Raw genomic sequence first — 18,493 nt, forward strand, 5'->3', positions numbered from 1 at the left:
GATGCAGGCCGTGCTTACAAGAGACCACGATGGCTTAGTGCTATAAAAGTGTCGGCCAGTTGTCGCACTTCTTCAATGTATCTGGTCGGTTACCTAAAGCGCAGTGTTTTCGGGGGCTAAAACCGTTTTTTTCAGTCGACAATGATTAAAAACTCTTCACTGGCGGTTCATGGCATCACGCTTCAGGACTTGGTCGTATTGCCCTCTTTCGCAGGCAGTTGCAAGAAAATACCTGCGGCAAACATCGCAAGCACACCCACACTCAGGAACGTCAGCTGGAATGCCCCCAGCACGCTACTGACTTCGCCGGTGGTCACTTCTTCGCTGAAGCCACCCAGCAAAGCGGCAGCGCTTGCCACGCCAAGGCTCAAAGAAAGCTGAGCGACCACTGACAGCAGGCTGTTGCCACTGGCGGCGCTGGCGTCATCGAGGTCGATCAGGGTCACGGTATTCATCGCGGTGAACTGCAGCGAGTTCACCGCCCCGAGCAGCCCCAGTTGCACCAGCAAGACCCAGTAAGGTGTCTGCATATCGACCAGCGCCAGGCTTGCCAGCAGGATACCCAGCAGCAGCGTATTGCCGGTGAGAATCAGGCGATACCCCAGGTGTTCGATCAGCCAGCGTGCCACGGTCTTGGCGAACATGCCGGCTGCCGCCAGCGGCAACATGCTCATACCGGCCTGAGACGGTGAATAACCCAGCGCCACTTGCAGCAGCAACGGCACCAGAAACGGCAGTGCACCGCTGCCCAGGCGGGCGAACAGGTTGCCCATGATGCCGACCGCGAACGTGCGGGTGCGAAACAGCGACGGGGCGAACAGCGGTGACTCGATATGACCGGCGCGCAGCCAGTAGGCTGCCAGGCAACCCATCCCGGCGAACAACAGCAGCACCACCCGCATGTGCGGCAGGTGCAGTTCACCCAGGCCTTCCAGCGCGATGGTGATCAGCACCATCGCCGCGCCAAACAGGATGAAGCCGACACCGTCAAAGCGCGTCCGGCCGCCACCGGGGAGATCGGGGATGTAATGTTTGACGGCGTAGCAGCCCAGAATCCCGACCGGGATGTTGATCAGAAAGATCCAGTGCCAGCTCAGGTATTCGACCATCCAGCCGCCCAGCGTCGGCCCCAGCAACGGGCCAAGCAGGCCGGGCACGGTGATGAAACCCATGATCCGCACCAGCTCCGAGCGCGGATAGGCGCGCAACACAATCAGCCGCCCGATGGGCAGCATCAGTGCACCGCCCAGCCCTTGAATCACCCTGGCCGCCACCAGCACGTTGAGTGACCAGGACAGCGCGCACAGCAGCGACCCGAAGCTGAACAGCAGGATGGCGCTGAAGAAAATCCGCTTGATGCCGAAGCGGTCGGCAATCCAGCCCGAAGCCGGAATCAGCAGGGCGATGGTCAGCATGTAGGCAATGACCACCGACTGCATGCGCAGCGGGTCTTCTGCCAGCGAACCGGCCATGGACGGCAGGGCCGTGTTGAGGATCGTGCCGTCCAGGCTTTGCATGAAGAAGGCGATGGCGATGACCCAGGGCATCCACCGCAGGGTCTTTTCGTCCATGATCGGCGCTGCTGAGTTCGACATAGGCTCCTGCTATAGCGTGAAGGTGATTCGACTGACCAGCGCACCCGGCAATTGCGTAGAACCGGTCTGGCGCTGACTGTAGGTGCTTGATTGCAGGATCAGTTCCCGTTCGCGGGTCAGGTCCTCCAGCGCACTGCCGAGCAGGCTGTAGGCGCTGTCATCGAAGCGCATGGTGCTGACCGGCGCGACGATCCGGCCATTTTCGACCCAGAAAGTTGCAAAGCGTGTCATGCCGGTCAGACGTGCGGCGGCGCGGTCCGAGAAGTTCAGGTACCACAGGTTGCTGATGTAAAGGCCGGTGCCGAGCTTTTCAAGGATCTGATCCAGCTCCAGCGAACCGCCTGCCATGCTCAGCGCGCTGGGCCCTTCGCCGTAGTCCGCGCCATTGGCGGGCAGGTCATATTCGGCTGCGCTGCTGGAATCCACAAGGCGCTCGCGGGCTTGTCCGTTGGCGATCAGCGGCAGGTCCTTGCGCGGGTAACCTTCGCGCGAGAACGCAGGCGAGAGCGAGCCAGTGACGTGCTCGTCAATGCTGACGCCCGGGTTGAAACGGGCATCGCCGTCATACAGCCGTTGCAGCGGGCTGCGCTTGCTCGCCAGGGCCTGAGCGGAGAACCCGCCCCAGGTGAGCATGCCGATCACTTCGTCCAAGGCCGCTGGCGCCAGGTAAGCACGGTATTGCCCAGGTTCCAGGATGTGCAGCGGGCGTCCGAGAAACGCCAGTTGTTCCCGCGCCTGCTCGAAACGGCGCACAAATGCCTCGCTGTTCCAGTCATGACCGGCGTAGTTGGCTTTCACCGCCTGGCCGTTTTCATGGAACAGGCTCCAGTCGAAATTGAAGCTGTTGGCCTGATGCCAGCCGAGCGCGCCCCACGAGCTGGCAAAGCCGCGATACAACGGGCCAGCGGCATAAAAGCCGACCAGATCCAGCCCCTGAGACAGCGCGCTGATCTGCTCCACGACCTGTGCGCTGTCCGGCAGCGGCAGGTCTTGCACGTTGCTGCTGTGCCAGGCCTGCGTATTGGGCAGCAGATACGGGTCTTTCGACAGCGACGGCAGCGTTTCGCGCAACTGCTGCAAGGCATCGGTCAGGCGCCGGGTGTCGGTTTCGGTATCACCCGACAGGGTCACTTCCAGGTTGGCATGACGCCCGTCGTCGATCAGCTTGAAGGTCACGATCACTTGTTGCACGCAACCGGCCTGACGAACCTGGCCATGATTGAAGCGGATGAAGTCCGACGCCTCGGCATCGTAAGCCAGGGTAAAGTGTTCGGTCGGGCTGATCGCCGCCTTGAGCAAGGCGACCAGTGCCTCGAATTGCTGTTGGTGCGACATCAGGCGTCCCCTCCAAATACATCGACATTGGCAAACACACACGCCGGAGAGGCGTGGCCGACCCGGATCACCTGGTTCGGCTCGCCCTTGCCGCAGTTGGGTGTGCCCAGCACTTTGAACGTGCTTGCATCGCCAACGGCGCTGAGATTTTTCCAGAACTGTGCAGAAATCGCCCGATAGTTGGGGTTCTTCACCACGCCCTTGAGCTCGCCGTCTTCGATCAACTGACCCCATTCGCAGCCAAACTGAAACTTGTTACGCGCATCGTCAATAGACCATGAGCGATTGTTCGACATCAGAATGCCGTGCTCGATGTTACCGATCAGGCTGTCCATCGACTGGTCGCCCGGCTCGATATTCAGGTTGGCCATGCGATCGATGGGCGCGCGGTTCCAGCTACAGGCGCGGCTGTTGGCAACGCCCTCCAGACCGCTGCGGTATTGCGACAGCGCACCGCCGAGCGGGCGTTGCAGCAGGCCTTCGCGAATCAGGAATTGCTTGCTTGCAGACGTGCCATCGTCGTCATGCGCGTAGCTGGCCAACTGCTCGGGAATCTCCGGGTCGAAGGTCACGTTCAGCAGGCTGGAGCCGTATTGCAGGGTGCCGAAGTCGGAGGTTTTGACGAAGCTGGTGCCTGCGTAATTGCGCTCGTCGCCAAGAATCCGGTCGAGCTCCAGCGGATGGCCGATCGATTCATGAATCTGCAACACCATCTGGTCCGGCATCAACAGCAGGTCGCGCGGGCCAGACGGGGTGTTCGGCGCAAGAATCAACTGCAAGGCCTCATCGGCCACGCTGACGGCAGCGCCGATCAGCCCGCAATTGCTCAGAACTTCGAGACCGCCCTGTTGGCCGAAGTTATCGCCACCCAGGTTGCGCGTCTGGCTGTCGCGGCCGTCATAGGCGGTCACGCTCATGCCGGGAAAAACGAAACGCTGCGCCTGACGAAGCTCGGCTCCCGCGCTGTTGAAGTAGATCTGCTCGACGGTTTCCAGCCCCAGCGAGGCTTGCCAACTGACCAGGCGCTCGTCTTTCGGGACGGCATTCGACTCGTTCATCAGCAGGCCGATGCAGTCGCTCAGCGGCGGGAAGGCCTGATCGAGGTTTGGCGACAGGTAGTCGGCCTTGGCTGTGGACACGGCCTGGGTACTCAGGTCGAGCAAGGCATGCGGTGCCAGACGCCGCGCCAGCGCTTCGGCCTGCTGCAGGGCCGCCTGCAAACCCTGTCGGGAAATGTCGTTGGTGGCGGCGTACGCTTCGACGCCGTTCAGGCGCACGGTCAGCATCGCGCCTTCGTCGCTGCTCAGCGAGGGCGGCTCGGCCACATTCTTGCGCACGCACAGCCGTTGGCCGGTGCGCCGCACGTAACGCACGGAAAAGAATTGCGCTTCACTGTGCAGAGCAGCGAAGTGCTGCTTGAGCCGGGCGGAGAAATCGAACATGCGGACAAGCTCCTTCTTGAGGGCGGTCGGACGACCTTTTGCGCCGAGTGCCGTTGAGAAGGAGATTAACCGTTAGCTCGACAAGCTGCACGCGCAAGCTTGAGTTAGACGCTACAGCCCTGCATCACCAGCCGGATGTCCGCCGCCAGCTCGCGCACGCGATCCTCTTCGGTGTCCCACGAGCACATGAAGCGTGCGCCGCCGTTGCCGATGAAGGTATAGAAGCGCCAGCCTCTAGCCGTCAGCGCGGCAATGGCCGGTTCCGATAATTGCAGAAACACACCGTTGGCCTGCACCGGGAACATCAGCTCCACGCCCGGAATGTCCTTGACCAGTTCAGCCAGCAGTTGCGCGCAGCGGTTAGCGTGGCGTGCATGCTTGAGCCAGGCGTCGTTTTCCAGCAGCCCGACCCATGGCGCAGACAGGAAGCGCATTTTCGACGCCAGTTGCCCGGCCTGCTTGCAGCGGTAGTCGAAATCCACGGCCAGATCATGGTCGAAAAACAGAATCGCTTCACCCACCGCCATGCCGTTTTTGGTGCCGCCGAAGCACAGCACATCGACGCCGGACTTCCAGGTCAGCTCGGCCGGGGAAACGTCCAGAAACGCGCAGGCGTTGGAAAACCGCGCTCCGTCCATGTGCAGGTGCAGGCCCAGTTCCTTGCACGTGGCGCTGATTGCTTTGAGTTCTTCCGGCTGATAGACGCCGCCTACCTCGGTGGCCTGGGTCAGGGTCACGACGCGCGGCTTGGGGTAATGAATGTCCTGACGCTTGAGCGCCACTTCACGAATCGACTCCGGGGTCAGCTTGCCGCCGGGGCTGCGGGCGGTCAGCAGTTTCGAGCCGTTGGAGAAAAACTCCGGCGCGCCGCACTCATCGGTTTCGACGTGGGCCGTTTCCGAACAGATGACACTGTGGTAACTCTGGCACAGCGAAGACAGCGCGAGCGAGTTGGCCGCCGTACCATTGAAGGCGAAGAATACTTCGCAATCGGTTTCGAACAAACGGCGGAAATCATCTGAAGCGCGCGCAGTCCATTGATCGTCGCCATAGGCCCGTTGATGGCCCTTGTTCGCCTGTTCCATGGCCGCCCAGGCTTCAGGGCAGATACCGGAATAGTTGTCACTGGCGAACTGTTGGCTTTGGTCTGTCATGGCCGATTCCTTGTGGGCGTATTTGGTGCGCACTGTAGCGACAATATAGGGTGCGGTCATGTGTTGGCTGCATGACTGGCTGACCCGTTCAGGAGTGATATGGATCTTTCCAACCCGCCTTTTCTGCCGGGACGCAACAAGTCGCTGGACCTGCTCAAGTGGCTGGCGATGCTGAGCATGGTGCTCGACCACCTGCGTTACGTTGGCTGGTCAGTGGATTTTCTCTACGTGCCGGGGCGTTTTGCCTTTCCCTGGTTCTGTCTGGCGATTGCGGTGAACCTCTCGCGGCGCAGTGCCGCGTTGCTGGCCCCCCGCGTGCAATGGCGCTATCTGGGCTGGTTGCTGGCGTTCGCCGGGCTGGCGGAGATTCCGTATCGACTGTTCATGGTCGACGCGACAGTGCTCAATGTGATGCCGACATTGCTGTTGGGGTTGGTGATTGCTCAGGGCTGGCAGCAGCGCAACCCGACGACGCGAGTCATGGCCATTGTTGCGTTGTTGCTTACCGCGATCTTTCAGAAATACCTGATGTTCGGGTTTGCCGGAGTGCTGCTGCCGCTGGTCTTCGTGCTGGTGCTGCAAAGGCGACTTTGGTATGCGGCGTTTCCGGCTGTTTTCTGTGTGGCGGGCAACGCCTGGCCGCAGATGTTCGCCGGCGCGGCTTGGGGCGATCCGATTTCCGTGGGTTCGATAGTCGCGTGCGTGCTGGCGCCTGTGCTGGGCATTGCGTTGCTGCGCAGCAAACCGGGATTTGCAGTGATTCCGATGCGGCGCTGGGCCTATGCGATCTATCCGCTGCATTTTCTGCTGTTGCTGGGGCTGCGGGCGGTGTTGGGGCGGGTTTGAGCTTACGACCGCTGCGCCAGTGCCGCATGTCGCCAGGCCTCTTGCGACGCAGAGCGTCGCGAAATGCGTTACCACGCAGAGCGTGGGAACGAGAGGTGTCTGGGCGTGTTGCTCTCGTGACTATCGTGCCAATGCTCCGCGTTGGCACGCATTGGGTGACGCTCCGCGTCACAAATCTGCAGCCTGGCGTGGCATCAAACGCAAAGGAGTCCGAGGCTTTAGTGCTGCCTGTATCGTGCCGGGTTGAGTGATGTGCCATGGCTGCAATGTGACGCAGAGCGTCACGAAATGCGTTACCACGCAGAGCGTGGGAACGAGAGGTGTCTGGGCGTGTTGCTCTCGTCCCGGCCCTTCGGCATCAGCTGTTCGGCAGCAGCCGGCAGGTGATGCTCTTGATGTAGCGCGTTTCGGCGATGGCGGGGTGGACGGGATGGTCCGGGCCCTGGCTGCCGCGTTCCAGCAGCTGGATGTTGCGGTCCAGGTGACGGGCGCTGGTCAGCAGGATGTTCTGCAGGTCGTCTTCCGGCAGGTGCATCGAGCACGAGGCGCTGACCAGAATGCCGTCCTTGGACAGCAGGCGCATGGCCTGTTCGTTCAGGCGACGATAGGCACCTTCACCGTTCTTCATGTCTTTCTTGCGCTTGATGAACGCAGGCGGGTCGGCAACGATCACGTCGAAACGCTCTTCACCGGCTTTCAGCTCTTTCAAGGCTTCGAATACGTCGCCTTCGATGCAGGTCATTTTTTCCGCAAAACCGTTCAGCGCTGCGTTGCGCTCTACGCCATCCAGGGCGAAAGACGAGGCATCGACACAGGTAACATCGGCTGCACCAAATGCTGCGGCCTGAATGCCCCAGCCACCGATGTAGCTGTACAGGTCCAGTACGCGCTTGCCTTTGACATAAGGCGCCAGGCGCGCGCGGTTCATGCGGTGGTCATAAAACCAGCCAGTCTTCTGCCCGGCCATGACCGGCGCTTCGAACTTCACGCCGTTCTCTTCCAGCGCGACCCATTCCGGCACCAGGCCGAACACGGTTTCAACGTAACGATTCAGGCCTTCAGCGTCGCGTGCTGCCGAGTCATTCTTGAACAGGATGCCGCTCGGTTTGATGACCTGCACCAGCGCCGCGATGATGTCTTCCTTGTGGTTTTCCATGGTGGCCGACGCCAGCTGGACCACCAGAATGTCACCGAAACGATCGACTACCAGGCCTGGCAGCAGGTCGGAGTCGCCGAACACCAGACGATAGAAAGGCTTGTCGAACAGGCGCTCGCGCAGCGACAGGGCAACGTTGATGCGGTGAACAAGCAGCGACTTGTCGAGGGGCAGCTTGATGTCGCGCGACAGCAGGCGTGCGCAGATCAGGTTGTTGGGGCTCATGGCGACGATGCCCAGCGGTTTGCCGCCAGCGGCTTCCAGCAGTGCCTGATCACCGGCCGCAAAACCGCTCAGCGGCGTGGCGGCTACGTCGATCTCGTTGCTGTAGACCCACAGATGACCGGCGCGCAGGCGGCGGTCGGCGTTGGCTTTGAGGCGCAAGCTAGGCAGGGACATGACGTCGCTCCTGAAAAAAGAGCGGGATTATAGCGCGTCATCCCGGTTGTGCACCGGGATGACGACGATTAACGCGATGTATTATGCGGACAAGGCTTCAATCAGCTTGCTGTTGAAGGCCGGGATGTCATCGGGCTGACGGCTGCTGATCAGCGTGCCATCGGTCACTACCTCCTGATCGACCCATTTGGCGCCTGCGTTGACCAGGTCGTCTTTCAGAGAGTTGAAGCTGGTCAGCGTCTTACCCTTGACCAGGCCGGCAGAAATCAGCAACCAGCCGCCATGACAGATGACGGCCAGGGGTTTGCCGGACGCGTCGATGTCCTTGACGATCTTCTGCGCGTCAGTGTCCACGCGGATGGTGTCGGAATTCTGCACGCCGCCCGGCAATACCACGCCGTGGTAGTCGCTGGCATTGGCCGCTTTGAACGTCCGGTCGACCTTGAAGTCGTCAGCCGGCTTGTCGTGATTCCAGCCTTTGACCTGGCCTTCTTCTGCAGAAAGAATTTCCACGGTGGCACCTGCCTGCTCCAGAGCCTGTTTCGGACCGGTCAGTTCGACCTGCTCGAAACCGTCGGTTACAAGAATTGCGATGCGCTTGCCAGTCAGTGCTTTGGACATGGGATCCTCCAGTGTCAGGCTTGATGGATGGCGCACGGCAGGCCTTTTTGAGGCCGCTGTCTACGCCATGTACCTAGGGTCCGAAGCTGTATATGAGCCAAAGTTCCGAGAAAATCTTCGTCTGCGGTGATGGACCGTTCACGTCCAAGAGCGGAGAATCCACTCATTACTGCGAGTGAATACCTATGTCCGAAGAGCTTACTTCCGAGCAGATACAGCTAGCGTTACAGGGCATCAGCGTGCCGCCTCAACCGCAGATCATGGTTGATCTGCAGATGGAGCAGTACATGCCTGATCCGGACCTGGGTGCCATCGCGCGATTGATTGCACAGGACCCGGGGTTGTCCGGGGCGCTGCTGAAGATCGTCAACTCGCCGCATTACGGCCTGTCCAGCAAGATCGCCTCCATCGATAAGGCGGTGAACCTGCTGGGCAGCCGTACCGTCATCAATCTGATCAACGCGCAGTCGATCAGGGGCGAGATGACTGACGAGGCCATTGTGACGCTGAACCGCTTCTGGGACACGGCGCAGGATGTGGCGATGACCAGTCTGACGCTGGCCAAGCGCATCGGCTCGCAAACGGTGGATGAATCCTACGCATTGGGTCTGTTTCATGACTGCGGCATCCCGCTGATGCTCAAACGCTTTCCCGATTACATGACGGTGCTGGAAGAGGCCTACGCCAATGCCGGACCTGACTGCCGGGTGGTCGACACTGAAAACCGTGCGTTCGACACCAACCATTCGGTGGTGGGTTACTACACGGCCAAATCCTGGCGTTTGCCGGAGCATGTCACCAACGCCATCGCCAATCATCACAACGCATTGGCGATTTTCCAGGACGACTCAAGCCGCGATCCCACGCTCAAGAATCTGCTGGCCCCACTGAAAATGGCTGAACATATTTGCCAGTCCTATCGTGTTCTGGGCAGTCAGGATGTTGATCACGAGTGGGAAAGTGTCGGGCCGCTGGTGCTGGATTATGTCGCGCTGTCCGAATACGACTTTGAATACCTGAGGGAAAGCATTCGCGAACTGGGCGCGCGTTGATCCTGCGCGCCGCCGGCGCTTTTCCTTCCGCACGACCGAGTTATCCATGCCTGAATTACCCGAAGTTGAAACCACCCGCCGTGGCATTGCGCCGCATCTTGAAGGCCAGCGCGTCAGCCGCGTGATCGTGCGCGATGGCCGCCTGCGCTGGCCGATCCCTGAAGACCTTGATGTGCGCCTTTCGGGGCAGCGCATTGTGCAGGTCGAGCGGCGCGCCAAGTATTTGTTGATCCAGGCCGAAGTCGGCACCCTGATCAGTCACCTGGGCATGTCCGGCAACCTGCGCATGGTTGAAGTCGGCATGCCCGCACTCAAGCATGAGCATGTCGACATCGAGCTGGAATCCGGTCTGGCGCTGCGCTATACCGATCCGCGTCGTTTTGGCGCGATGCTCTGGAGTCATGATCCGCATAACCATGAACTGCTGATCCGGCTCGGGCCGGAGCCTCTGACCGATCTGTTCGACGGCGAGCGACTTTACGAACGCTCGCGTGGCAAGTCGATTGCCGTCAAGCCGTTCATCATGGATAACGCCGTCGTCGTGGGAGTGGGGAATATCTACGCCACCGAAGCGCTGTTCGCGGCGGGCATCGATCCGCGCCGTGAGGCTAAAGCGATTTCCAGAGCGCGGTATCTGAAACTGGCGATAGAGATCAAACGCATTCTGGCCTATGCCATCGAGCGTGGCGGCACCACGCTGCGGGATTTCATCGGCGGCGACGGCAAGCCAGGGTATTTTCAGCAGGAGTTGTTCGCCTATGGGCGTGGTGGCCAGCCGTGCAAGGTCTGTGGGTCAATATTGCGCGAGATCAAGCTGGGCCAGCGTGCCAGCGTCTATTGCCCGAAGTGCCAGCGCTGAAATAGCGGGACCGTACACCTTGGGCCACTTGCGTAACCTCCATCCCTGTTTATAGTGATGGCACCTCAATTCGCTACGCCTGAAGGACCACGCCATGAGCCTGTTTCGTATTTTCGCTGCCACGTTGGCGCTGTTCATAGGCTTGCAGGCGATGCCCGCCATTGCGGGCGACGTCACCGAGGGCAGCGGTGATCCGGTTTATGCCATCCAGAATCCACCGGCCTACGCCATGATGGGCGACCTGCTGATCGCGCGGCCGTTGTTGATCGCGGCGACGATTATAGGCACTGGGCTATTTGTGATTGCTTCGCCCTTTGCAGCGGCAGGGGGCAATCTCGGGGCAACGGGCAAGGCACTGGTGGTCGATCCGGGCAAGGCAGCATTTGTGCGCTGTCTGGGTTGCACCGGCGATGGATACGGTAAACAGCAGTAGAGGATCAGGCCTTGCTGGTGATGATCCGGTACTTGTCCATCAGTTGCTCTTTGCTTTCGACGTGATTCTCGTCCAGCGGGATGCAGTCGACCGGGCAAACCTGCTGGCATTGCGGCTCGTCGTAATGGCCCACGCATTCGGTACACAGGTTCGGGTTGATCACGTAGATCTCCTCGCCTTGTGAAATCGCCTCGTTCGGGCACTCAGGTTCGCAGACGTCGCAGTTGATGCAATCGTCAGTGATGATAAGGGACATGAATTGCTCCTGCCTCGGCCGACGCCGGGGCACATGAAAACCAATGCGGCGAATTGTGCCGCATTAGGCCTCAGGATGCACCTTGACTTGCAATGCCAGTGATCAGCGCTTGAAACGCTCGGTCAGCGCATCGGCAACGGCAGGGTGGACAAACTTGGTGATATCTCCGCCCAACGCTGCGATTTCACGCACCAACGTCGACGAAATGAACGAGTAGCGTTCTGACGGCGTTAGAAACAGACTTTCGACGTCCGGCGCCAATTGTCGGTTCATGTTGGCCAACTGAAACTCGTATTCGAAGTCCGACACCGCACGAAGACCGCGCAGAAAGACGTTGGCGTTCTGCTCCTTGGCAAAATGCGCGAGCAGTGTGGAGAAGCCGACGACTTCCACGTTGGGCAAGTGCCTGGTGACCTCTCGGGCCAGTTCGACGCGTTGCTCCAGCGGGAACAGCGGGTTTTTCTTCGGGCTGGCGGCAACCGCAATGACCACTTGGTCGAACAGGCGCGAGGCACGTTCAACCAGATCTCCATGGCCCTTGGTGATAGGGTCGAAGGTGCCTGGGTACAACACTCGGTTCATCGCGTCGTCCTGGTCGGAGTCCGTTGTGGGACTCGGATGGTATCGCAGCCTTCCCTACGGGCCAAGCTGCCCGGTATGCACTGAAGGTCGTATTGCGCCGATTATCGGCCATGTTTCGCGCGAAATGCCCTGATTATGGGGGTATCTGACATTTTGATATTAATCTGCGCAGCCCCTGATCAGTTTGCAAGTCAGACGCTATGTCGATCTGCCACTGCTGGCCTATCCCGTTGCGCAAACGCTTGCGCTAATATCGCCACCATCTCATCAGAAGAGCGGCCCGGCCCAGCATGGCACCTCGTACCAAAACCCGTGAACGAATCGTGCAAACCAGCCTGGAGTTATTCAACCAGCAGGGTGAGCGTAGCGTGACCACCAATCATATCGCGGCGCACATGGAAATCTCGCCCGGGAATCTCTATTACCACTTCGCTAACAAGCAGGTGATCATTGCCGAGCTGTTCCGCGAATACGAAGTGTTGATAGGCAGCTTTCTGACCTTGCCCTCCGATCGTCCGCCCACCATGCAAGACAAGCGCGATTATTTTCTGGCGATCATCGACGCCATGTGGCGCTACCGTTTTCTGCATCGTGATCTTGAGCATCTGCTGACATCGGATGCCGAGCTGGCTGCGCGCTATCGGCGCTTCTCTTATCGCTGTCTGATGCAGGCGATGACCATCTATCGCGGGTTCATCAAGGCGGGCATCCTGCAAATGGATGAGGCGCAGATCGAGTGGACCAGCCTCAACACCTGGATCGTTCTGACGTCATGGGTGCGGTTTCTGTGTACGAATCGGGAAAATTCCACGCACGTGAACGAAGAAGCCATTCGACGCGGGGTCTATCAGGTGCTTATGCTCGAATCCAGCTTCGTCGCGCCTGAGGCCCGCGAGGCGTTCGACGCCTTGTGCGCAACGTTTCATGCGCCGCTGCAGAAGATTCTGGAATGAATTGACGGGTCGTTCGGCGGCCTGATTATGAGGTTTTCTGTCTCAGGAGTGTGTCATGTCTATCGCGCAACTGATCAGCCCGCGGCAACTGGCCGAGCGCCAGAAAAGCCCCGGGCTGGTGATTCTGGATTGCCGTTTTGCACTGGAAGACTCTGATTACGGGCAGCGCAGTTATGCTCAGGGGCATATCGAAGGTGCGTCCTTTGCCGACCTGAAGCGCGACCTCAGCGGGCCAGCCATCAAGGGCAAGACCGGACGTCATCCGTTGCCAGACCCCGACGCCTTGCGGCAATGTTTTCAAGCGTGGGGTATCAACCCCGACAGCGATGTCGTGCTCTACGACGACGGCCCCGCAATGTTCGCCGCGCGTGCCTGGTGGCTGCTGGCCTGGATGGGCAAGCGCGATGGGGTGTATCTGCTTGAGGGTGGCTTGAAGGCCTGGCACGCGGCCGGGCTGCCGCTGAGCCTTGACGCGCCGAGCCATACGCCCGGTCATTTCAGCGGTGAGCCGGACATGTCCCTGTTGCTGAGCGCGAGTCGGTTGCAGGGTCGTCTCGGGCGTCCGGAAATGACCCTGATCGACGCCCGCGCCGAAGCCCGGTTTCGCGGCGATGTAGAACCTCTTGACCCCGTGGCCGGCCATATCCCCGGCGCGCAGTGTGCGCCCTGTAGCGACAATCTCGGACCCGACGGGCTGTTTCTGCCGCCTGAACGGCTCAGGCAGCGGTTTGCCGAGAAACTGCAAGGTCGCCCGCCGGAGAGTCTGGTGGCCTACTGCGGTTCGGGCGTGACGGCCTGCCTTAACCTGTTTGCCCTGTGCCTGGCCGGTTATCCGCTGGGGACGCTGTATGCCGGCTCGTGGAGTGAGTGGATCACCGACCCGTCCCGGGAAGTTGCCACCGGCAGCGATTGATCAGCTATTGGCGGGAGCGGGCGTCACGCTCGTGGGCAGCGCTTAGCCATAGCGGAATGCGCCGTTCGAGGTAGTAGGCCGGATTACGCAACGAGCCCTCGACGAAGCCGACGTGGCCGCCCTTGGCGTGCAGCTCGAATTCCGTGCAGGGCGACAGCTCGCTTGGTTCGGGCAGGCTGTGGGGGAAGACGAACGGGTCGTCAGTGGACTGGATAATCAGCGTCGGCGTCTCGATCTGCCCCAGATAGTAACGACTGGACGCTCTGCGGTAGTAATCGGTGGCATCCGCGAAGCCGTGCAGTGGCGCGGTTACCCGGCCATCGAAGTCCCAGAACGTGCGCATGTTCTCCAGCGAGCCAAGGGCCGCCAGCTCGGCGAGCCCCTCGGTCAGCCCCTCATGCTGAAAACGCTGCTGTTTGTCGCGAACGTAGGTGAGCATCGCGCGCATGAAGTGCCGCTGATAGACCCTGGAAAAGCCCTGGCCAATGCGGTTGGCGCATTCATCGAGCCGAAACGGCACTGACACGGCAACGGCCCCCAGCAGATCGCTGTTCCGGCCCGCTTCACCCAGGTATTTGAGCAGTACATTGCCGCCCAGTGAATACCCGGCAGCGTAAAGCGGCGCCAGTGGACGCAGGGCTTTCAAGTGAGCGATCACCTCAGCCAGATCCTCGCTGGCCCCCGAGTGGTAGCTGCGTGACAGCAGGTTTGGCTCGCCCGAGCAGCCCCTCCAGTTCAGCGCAACGCTGGCCCAGCCCTGCGCCGCCATCGCCTTTTGCAGCCCCGCGACGTACGGCGAGTTTGACGATCCGGTCAGGCCATGCAGCACCAGCACCAGCGGCGCATCGGCCCTGTCAGGCCCATGCCAGTCCATGTCCAGAAAATCCCCGTCCTTCAGCCACAACCGCTCGCGAGTCCGCGCCAGCAACGTCGGCTTGCGCAACAGCGGCCCCCAAAGCGTTTGCAGATGCGGGTTGCTCATCCCGATAGCCGGCGTGAACGGGTTTGCGTGGGACAGGAAGGAGAGGTGTGTAGGCACGTGCTTGCTCAACGATCGATTCAAGGGCTGATGCCTTACGGTGCCATTAAGTGGGCCGGGATGTAAGTAGCCTTGGCGACGTCGTTCCGAACAGGAATGCACTTCGTGACGCTCGCCGCCGCAAAAGAGGACGCGGAGCGTCCGGAACGGCATGACGACGCGGAGCGTCGCACGATAGTTGATCGTTCCCTACGCTCTGCGTGGGAATGCCGTTCACGACGCTCTGCGTCGCAAGAGGACATGGAGTGGCCAACGGAGTGATTGGCACGGTAGTCGTGAGAAGTCTGTGCGCCTTTTTTACCCCCGCTGCCACAACGCGTAATAAACCTGCCCCGCCTTCTTCTCGCGATGCAAGCGCCAGCTGCCGGGCAGGCCGAGGGTCGACGGTGGTGTCTCGCTCTCGGTGTAGACCCAGGCGTTGTCTGCCAGCCAGCCGCGGGTTTCCAGCAGGTTGCAGGCGGATGCCAGCAAGCCCTGATGGAAGGGCGGGTCGAGGAAGACCAAGTCGAAAGGCGTTGCCACGGATGTTTCCAGGTGGCGCAGGGCGTCGGTCTGGGAAACCTGGCCAGTGGTGCAATTCAGCGCGTTGAGGTTCTGGCGCAGGCTGGCGATGGCAGCGGCGTTGCTGTCCAGTGCCAGGCCCATGCTGGCACCCCGCGACAGGGCCTCGAAAAACAGTGCGCCGCTGCCGGTGAAGACATCCAGTACCCTGGCGCCGGCAATATACGGCGCCAGCCAGTTGAACAGGGTTTCGCGCACGCGATCCGGCGTCGGACGCAGGCCGGGGGCGTCCGGGAACGTCAGGCGGCGGCTGCCCCATTCTCCCCCGATGATACGAAGCTGACCCAGGCCGTTATGGCCCTTCGGACGTGGATTGGCCATCAGTGTTCCGGGACCCCTACAGGTTGGCGAGTGGGTGTGTCAGTCGGTGCAGGCAATGGCTTCTGCGCGACAGTCGGGCCGACCGTAACGATCACCATCTTGTCGGCGCTCAAATGCTTGCTCATTGCCGCCTTGACCTGTTCGACCGTCACGCTCTGGGCAGCGGCCATGTAGTCTTCCAGGTACGTCAGCGGCAGATCGTAGAAGCCGATGGCACCCAACTGGCCGACGATTGCCGAGTTACTGGCGGCGGTGAGCGGGAAGCTGCCGGTCAGTTCGCGTTTCACGTCATCGAGCTCTTTCTGGGTCGGACCGTTGGCAAGGAAGTCGCGGACGATGTCCTGCACTAGTTTGAGCGTGTTCTCACTCATCTCGGCACGGGTTTGCAGGCCGATCATGAAGGGCCCAGCCACTTGCATGGCGGTAAAACCGGACGACACGCCGTAGGTCAGGCCGCGTTTTTCACGCACCTCGGTCATCAGTCGGCTGCCGAAGCCGCCACCGCCGAGTACCGAGTTGCCGACGGTCAGAGCCGCGTAATCCGGATCGTTACGGTCGACGCCCAGTTGCGCGAGCATCAGGTGGGTCTGATTGGAAGCAAACTCGATGTGCGTCGGGCCGGCCTTGGGTTCGACCGGAGCGGGGACCTTGGCCAGCGCCGGGCCTTTTGGCAGCGAGGCGGAAACCTGCGCGGCAATGGCTTGCGCCTCGTCCCGCGACAGGTCACCGACCAGGGCGATCACCGCATTGCCAGCCGCATAGCCCTTGGCGTGGAAAGCCTTGAGCTGAGCAAGCGTAATGGCATTGATGCTTTTGACATCACCTTCGCTCGGGTGAGCGTAGGGATGATCACCGTACAGGCGCTTGAACAGTTCATTGGTGCCGATAGCGGCCGGGCTCTGCTTCTGGCTTTCGAGGCTGTCGATCAACTGGTTCTTGATGCGCGCCAGCGAGTCGGCCGGAAAGGTAGGCTTGCCCACCACCTCGCCGAACAGCTTCAAGGCCGGATCACGCTTGTCGACCGCGCTCAGGCTGCGCAGCGAGGCAACGGCCATGTCGCGGTAGGAACCGTTGCCGAAGTCTGCGCCCAGGCCTTCGAAGCCTTGAGCAATGGCGCTGACATCCTTACCTTTCACTCCTTCATTGAGCATGGCGTTGGTGAGCAGGGCGATACCCGGTGATTTCTGGTCCTGGCTGCTGCCAGCGGCAAAGATCAGGCGCATATCGAACATCGGCAGCTCGCGCGACTCGACGAACAGGACCTTGGCGCCTTCGGCAGTCTTCCAGGTCTGGATATTCAGCGCGCGGCGGGCCGGTGCCTTGCCATCCAGCTCCTTCAAGGTTTGCAGGTTGCTGCCCAGTGCCGGTGTGGTTTGAGCGGCCTGGGTTGTCTGGGTGGGCTCGGCAACAGCGGCGTTATCGGCCAGCACCGGCTGGGCGACAAAGGCGCCGAGCGAACCGGCCAGGATCAGGCCGAGCAGCGCATGACGTGAAGCATTGCGCTTGATCATTTGGCTTTCTCCTCAGGCAGAACGTGCGCAACGCTGAGGCGCTCACGGGTGAAATAGGTATTGGCAGCTTTCTGAATGTCCTGCGGCGTCACGCTTTGCAGCGCCTCGAGTTCGTTGTCCATCAGCTTCCAGGACAGGCCGACGGTTTCCAGCTCGCCGATCATGGTCGCCTGGCTGGTGATTGAATCACGTTCGTACACCACGCCAGCGATGACTTGAGCCCTTACACGCTCCAGCTCTTCGGCGGACGGAGCCTTGGTTTTCAAGTCATTGAGCAGGCGCCAGATCCCGGCTTCGACATCGGCCAGCGTCTTCTTCTTTTGCGTATTCGGCGTGGCACTGATCATGAACAGGCTGTCACCACGGGCAAAGGCGTCATAACGCGACGATGCACCGGAGACCAACTCTTCGCCACGCTCCAGTCGTGCCGGGATGCGCGCGCTGTAGCCACCGTCGAGCAGGGCGGCGATCAGGCGCAGGGCGTTGGCCGAACGTGGATCTTCAGCCGTGGCGACGCTTGGCACGTTGAAGCCGTAAATCAGGCTCGGCAGCTGAGTTTTGACGTGCAGGGTAATCTTGCGCTCGCCAGGTTCGGCCAGTTCAAGCGGTTTTTTCGAAGGCGGCACGTCGCGACGCGGGATCGGCCCGAAGAAGCGCTCTGCCAGCGCCTTGACCTCATCCGGCTGCACGTCACCGACCACCACCAGCGTGGCGTTGTTCGGGGTGTACCAGGACTCGTACCAGTGGCGCAGTTCCTCGACTTTCATGCGTTCCAGGTCTGCCATCCAGCCAATGGTTGGCGTGTGATAGCCGCTGGCCGGGTAAGCCATCGCCTTGAAGCGCTCGAACGCCTTGCCCATCGGCTTGTCATCGGTGCGCAGGCGGCGTTCTTCCTTGATGACTTCGATCTCGCGACTGAATTCGTCAGGCGGCAGTTTCAGCGTCGCCATGCGATCGGCTTCCAGCTCCAGCGCCACGCTCAGGCGGTCACGGGCCAGCACTTGATAGTAGGCGGTGTAGTCATCACTGGTGAAGGCATTCTCTTCAGCACCCAGATCGCGCAGAATCAGCGAGGATTCTCCCGGCCCGGTCTTGCTGCTGCCTTTGAACATCATGTGTTCTAGCGCGTGGGACAGACCGGTCTGGCCCGGTGTCTCGTAGCTGGAGCCGACCTTGTACCAGATCTGGGAAACCACCACAGGAGCGCGGTGGTCTTCACGGACAACGACCTTCAGGCCGTTGTCGAGGGTGAATTCGTGGGTTGGTTGCGGGTCAGCAGCCAATGCAGTCAAAGGCAGACAAACTGTGCTGAGCAGCAGGCCTGCGGCGCGGCGGGCTAGAGCATTCATTCGTAGTTCGAACCTGTAGGACGGCCCGCGTGAACTTAGCGTCGGCGGGCGCGGGGGTGTTAGGATACTGATCCGTTTGCTTCAGAGACAGCCTTCACTGGCCGATTGCGAGTGAA

General features: G+C 60.8%; 18 protein-coding genes. 6 read left to right on the forward strand and 12 right to left on the reverse strand.

The window, feature by feature from the left end; all coding sequences use genetic code 11:
• Positions 1-182 precede the first annotated feature (182 nt).
• The 4 genes from mdtD to I9H07_RS01170 all read right to left on the reverse strand — a co-directional run bounded on the left by mdtD (position 183) and on the right by I9H07_RS01170 (position 5,526).
• Positions 183-1,595 (reverse strand): multidrug transporter subunit MdtD, encoded by a 1,413-nt coding sequence (mdtD, locus tag I9H07_RS01155; protein WP_058392981.1) that lies wholly within the window; start codon positions 1,593-1,595, stop codon positions 183-185.
• A 9-nt stretch (positions 1,596-1,604) separates the two neighbouring features.
• Entirely contained in the window at positions 1,605-2,930 is a 1,326-nt protein-coding gene (locus tag I9H07_RS01160; protein ID WP_236424111.1) for a TldD/PmbA family protein, read from the reverse strand.
• Positions 2,930-4,372: a TldD/PmbA family protein gene (locus tag I9H07_RS01165; RefSeq protein ID WP_236424110.1), complete on the reverse strand. Its 1,443-nt coding sequence runs from the start codon at positions 4,370-4,372 to the stop codon at positions 2,930-2,932. Before I9H07_RS01165 ends, I9H07_RS01160 begins: the two co-directional genes overlap by 1 nt.
• Positions 4,373-4,476: 104 nt before the next feature.
• Positions 4,477-5,526, reverse strand: a complete 1,050-nt coding sequence (locus I9H07_RS01170; protein WP_024675807.1) for a low specificity L-threonine aldolase — start codon at positions 5,524-5,526, stop codon at positions 4,477-4,479.
• A gap of 99 nt (positions 5,527-5,625) precedes the next feature.
• Between I9H07_RS01170 and I9H07_RS01175 the strand changes: the two genes are divergently transcribed.
• Positions 5,626-6,372 (forward strand): TraX family protein, encoded by a 747-nt coding sequence (locus tag I9H07_RS01175; RefSeq protein ID WP_236424108.1) that lies wholly within the window; start codon positions 5,626-5,628, stop codon positions 6,370-6,372.
• Positions 6,373-6,730: 358 nt separating this feature from the next.
• On the opposite strand, the gene I9H07_RS01180 is transcribed toward I9H07_RS01175, so the two are convergent.
• Both I9H07_RS01180 and I9H07_RS01185 read right to left on the reverse strand, forming a co-directional pair.
• Positions 6,731-7,927 (reverse strand): class I SAM-dependent rRNA methyltransferase, encoded by a 1,197-nt coding sequence (locus I9H07_RS01180; protein WP_024672712.1) that lies wholly within the window; start codon positions 7,925-7,927, stop codon positions 6,731-6,733.
• A gap of 81 nt (positions 7,928-8,008) precedes the next feature.
• Positions 8,009-8,548 (reverse strand): type 1 glutamine amidotransferase domain-containing protein, encoded by a 540-nt coding sequence (locus tag I9H07_RS01185; protein WP_058823839.1) that lies wholly within the window; start codon positions 8,546-8,548, stop codon positions 8,009-8,011.
• A gap of 239 nt (positions 8,549-8,787) precedes the next feature.
• Here I9H07_RS01185 and I9H07_RS01190 point away from each other — a divergent pair, with 239 nt between their 5' ends.
• From I9H07_RS01190 to I9H07_RS01200, 3 genes are all read left to right on the forward strand, one after another.
• On the forward strand, positions 8,788-9,600 hold the full coding sequence (locus I9H07_RS01190; protein WP_201022782.1) for an HDOD domain-containing protein: 813 nt from the start codon (positions 8,788-8,790) through the stop codon (positions 9,598-9,600).
• 46 nt (positions 9,601-9,646) lie between these two features.
• Positions 9,647-10,459 (forward strand): bifunctional DNA-formamidopyrimidine glycosylase/DNA-(apurinic or apyrimidinic site) lyase, encoded by an 813-nt coding sequence (mutM, locus tag I9H07_RS01195; protein WP_236424107.1) that lies wholly within the window; start codon positions 9,647-9,649, stop codon positions 10,457-10,459.
• Positions 10,460-10,553: 94 nt separating this feature from the next.
• Complete coding sequence (locus tag I9H07_RS01200) at positions 10,554-10,892, forward strand: hypothetical protein (RefSeq protein WP_024672708.1); 339 nt, start codon at positions 10,554-10,556, stop codon at positions 10,890-10,892.
• A 4-nt stretch (positions 10,893-10,896) separates the two neighbouring features.
• Here I9H07_RS01200 and I9H07_RS01205 read toward each other — a convergent pair whose 3' ends face one another.
• Both I9H07_RS01205 and coaD read right to left on the reverse strand, forming a co-directional pair.
• Positions 10,897-11,148: a YfhL family 4Fe-4S dicluster ferredoxin gene (locus I9H07_RS01205; protein WP_003316325.1), complete on the reverse strand. Its 252-nt coding sequence runs from the start codon at positions 11,146-11,148 to the stop codon at positions 10,897-10,899.
• A 102-nt stretch (positions 11,149-11,250) separates the two neighbouring features.
• Complete coding sequence (gene coaD, locus I9H07_RS01210; RefSeq protein ID WP_024646639.1) at positions 11,251-11,730, reverse strand: pantetheine-phosphate adenylyltransferase; 480 nt, start codon at positions 11,728-11,730, stop codon at positions 11,251-11,253.
• A gap of 290 nt (positions 11,731-12,020) precedes the next feature.
• Here coaD and I9H07_RS01215 point away from each other — a divergent pair, with 290 nt between their 5' ends.
• Together I9H07_RS01215 and I9H07_RS01220 are read left to right on the forward strand one after the other, a co-directional pair.
• Entirely contained in the window at positions 12,021-12,683 is a 663-nt protein-coding gene (locus I9H07_RS01215; RefSeq protein ID WP_024672707.1) for a TetR/AcrR family transcriptional regulator, read from the forward strand.
• A gap of 55 nt (positions 12,684-12,738) precedes the next feature.
• The gene (locus tag I9H07_RS01220) at positions 12,739-13,596 is read left to right on the forward strand and encodes a sulfurtransferase (RefSeq protein ID WP_236424105.1); all 858 of its coding nucleotides are present in this window, start codon (positions 12,739-12,741) and stop codon (positions 13,594-13,596) included.
• Positions 13,597-13,600: 4 nt separating this feature from the next.
• Here the strand turns inward: I9H07_RS01220 and I9H07_RS01225 are convergent, their stop codons facing one another.
• The 4 genes from I9H07_RS01225 to I9H07_RS01240 form a co-directional block, all read right to left on the reverse strand.
• Entirely contained in the window at positions 13,601-14,647 is a 1,047-nt protein-coding gene (locus I9H07_RS01225; protein ID WP_268946315.1) for a hydrolase, read from the reverse strand.
• Between the two features lie 285 nt (positions 14,648-14,932).
• Positions 14,933-15,517, reverse strand: coding sequence for a 16S rRNA (guanine(966)-N(2))-methyltransferase RsmD (gene rsmD, locus I9H07_RS01230; protein WP_024672487.1), 585 nt, complete (start codon positions 15,515-15,517; stop codon positions 14,933-14,935).
• Entirely contained in the window at positions 15,517-17,028 is a 1,512-nt protein-coding gene (locus I9H07_RS01235; protein WP_236424101.1) for a M16 family metallopeptidase, read from the reverse strand. The genes rsmD and I9H07_RS01235 overlap by 1 nt, the downstream gene beginning before the upstream one ends.
• Positions 17,025-18,377, reverse strand: a complete 1,353-nt coding sequence (locus I9H07_RS01240; protein ID WP_024645172.1) for a M16 family metallopeptidase — start codon at positions 18,375-18,377, stop codon at positions 17,025-17,027. The genes I9H07_RS01235 and I9H07_RS01240 overlap by 4 nt, the downstream gene beginning before the upstream one ends.
• Between the last annotated feature and the right edge of the window lie 116 nt (positions 18,378-18,493).

This window comes from Pseudomonas syringae (assembly GCF_023278085.1).
Taxonomy (GTDB): Bacteria; Pseudomonadota; Gammaproteobacteria; order Pseudomonadales; family Pseudomonadaceae; genus Aquipseudomonas; species Aquipseudomonas syringae_Q.

Excerpts from the sequence above, each read along its gene's own strand:
- I9H07_RS01165 (WP_236424110.1), bottom strand. The coding sequence starts at position 4,372 with ATGTTCGATTTCTCCGCCCGGCTCAAGCAGCACTTCGCTGCTCTGCAC.
- I9H07_RS01220 (WP_236424105.1), top strand. The coding sequence starts at position 12,739 with ATGTCTATCGCGCAACTGATCAGCCCGCGGCAACTGGCCGAGCGCCAG.
- mdtD (WP_058392981.1), bottom strand. The coding sequence starts at position 1,595 with ATGTCGAACTCAGCAGCGCCGATCATGGACGAAAAGACCCTGCGGTGG.
- I9H07_RS01170 (WP_024675807.1), bottom strand. The coding sequence starts at position 5,526 with ATGACAGACCAAAGCCAACAGTTCGCCAGTGACAACTATTCCGGTATC.
- rsmD (WP_024672487.1), bottom strand. The coding sequence starts at position 15,517 with ATGGCCAATCCACGTCCGAAGGGCCATAACGGCCTGGGTCAGCTTCGT.
- I9H07_RS01235 (WP_236424101.1), bottom strand. The coding sequence starts at position 17,028 with ATGATCAAGCGCAATGCTTCACGTCATGCGCTGCTCGGCCTGATCCTG.
- I9H07_RS01160 (WP_236424111.1), bottom strand. The coding sequence starts at position 2,930 with ATGTCGCACCAACAGCAATTCGAGGCACTGGTCGCCTTGCTCAAGGCG.
- coaD (WP_024646639.1), bottom strand. The coding sequence starts at position 11,730 with ATGAACCGAGTGTTGTACCCAGGCACCTTCGACCCTATCACCAAGGGC.
- I9H07_RS01200 (WP_024672708.1), top strand. The coding sequence starts at position 10,554 with ATGAGCCTGTTTCGTATTTTCGCTGCCACGTTGGCGCTGTTCATAGGC.
- mutM (WP_236424107.1), top strand. The coding sequence starts at position 9,647 with ATGCCTGAATTACCCGAAGTTGAAACCACCCGCCGTGGCATTGCGCCG.
- I9H07_RS01215 (WP_024672707.1), top strand. The coding sequence starts at position 12,021 with ATGGCACCTCGTACCAAAACCCGTGAACGAATCGTGCAAACCAGCCTG.
- I9H07_RS01175 (WP_236424108.1), top strand. The coding sequence starts at position 5,626 with ATGGATCTTTCCAACCCGCCTTTTCTGCCGGGACGCAACAAGTCGCTG.
- I9H07_RS01185 (WP_058823839.1), bottom strand. The coding sequence starts at position 8,548 with ATGTCCAAAGCACTGACTGGCAAGCGCATCGCAATTCTTGTAACCGAC.
- I9H07_RS01240 (WP_024645172.1), bottom strand. The coding sequence starts at position 18,377 with ATGAATGCTCTAGCCCGCCGCGCCGCAGGCCTGCTGCTCAGCACAGTT.
- I9H07_RS01180 (WP_024672712.1), bottom strand. The coding sequence starts at position 7,927 with ATGTCCCTGCCTAGCTTGCGCCTCAAAGCCAACGCCGACCGCCGCCTG.
- I9H07_RS01205 (WP_003316325.1), bottom strand. The coding sequence starts at position 11,148 with ATGTCCCTTATCATCACTGACGATTGCATCAACTGCGACGTCTGCGAA.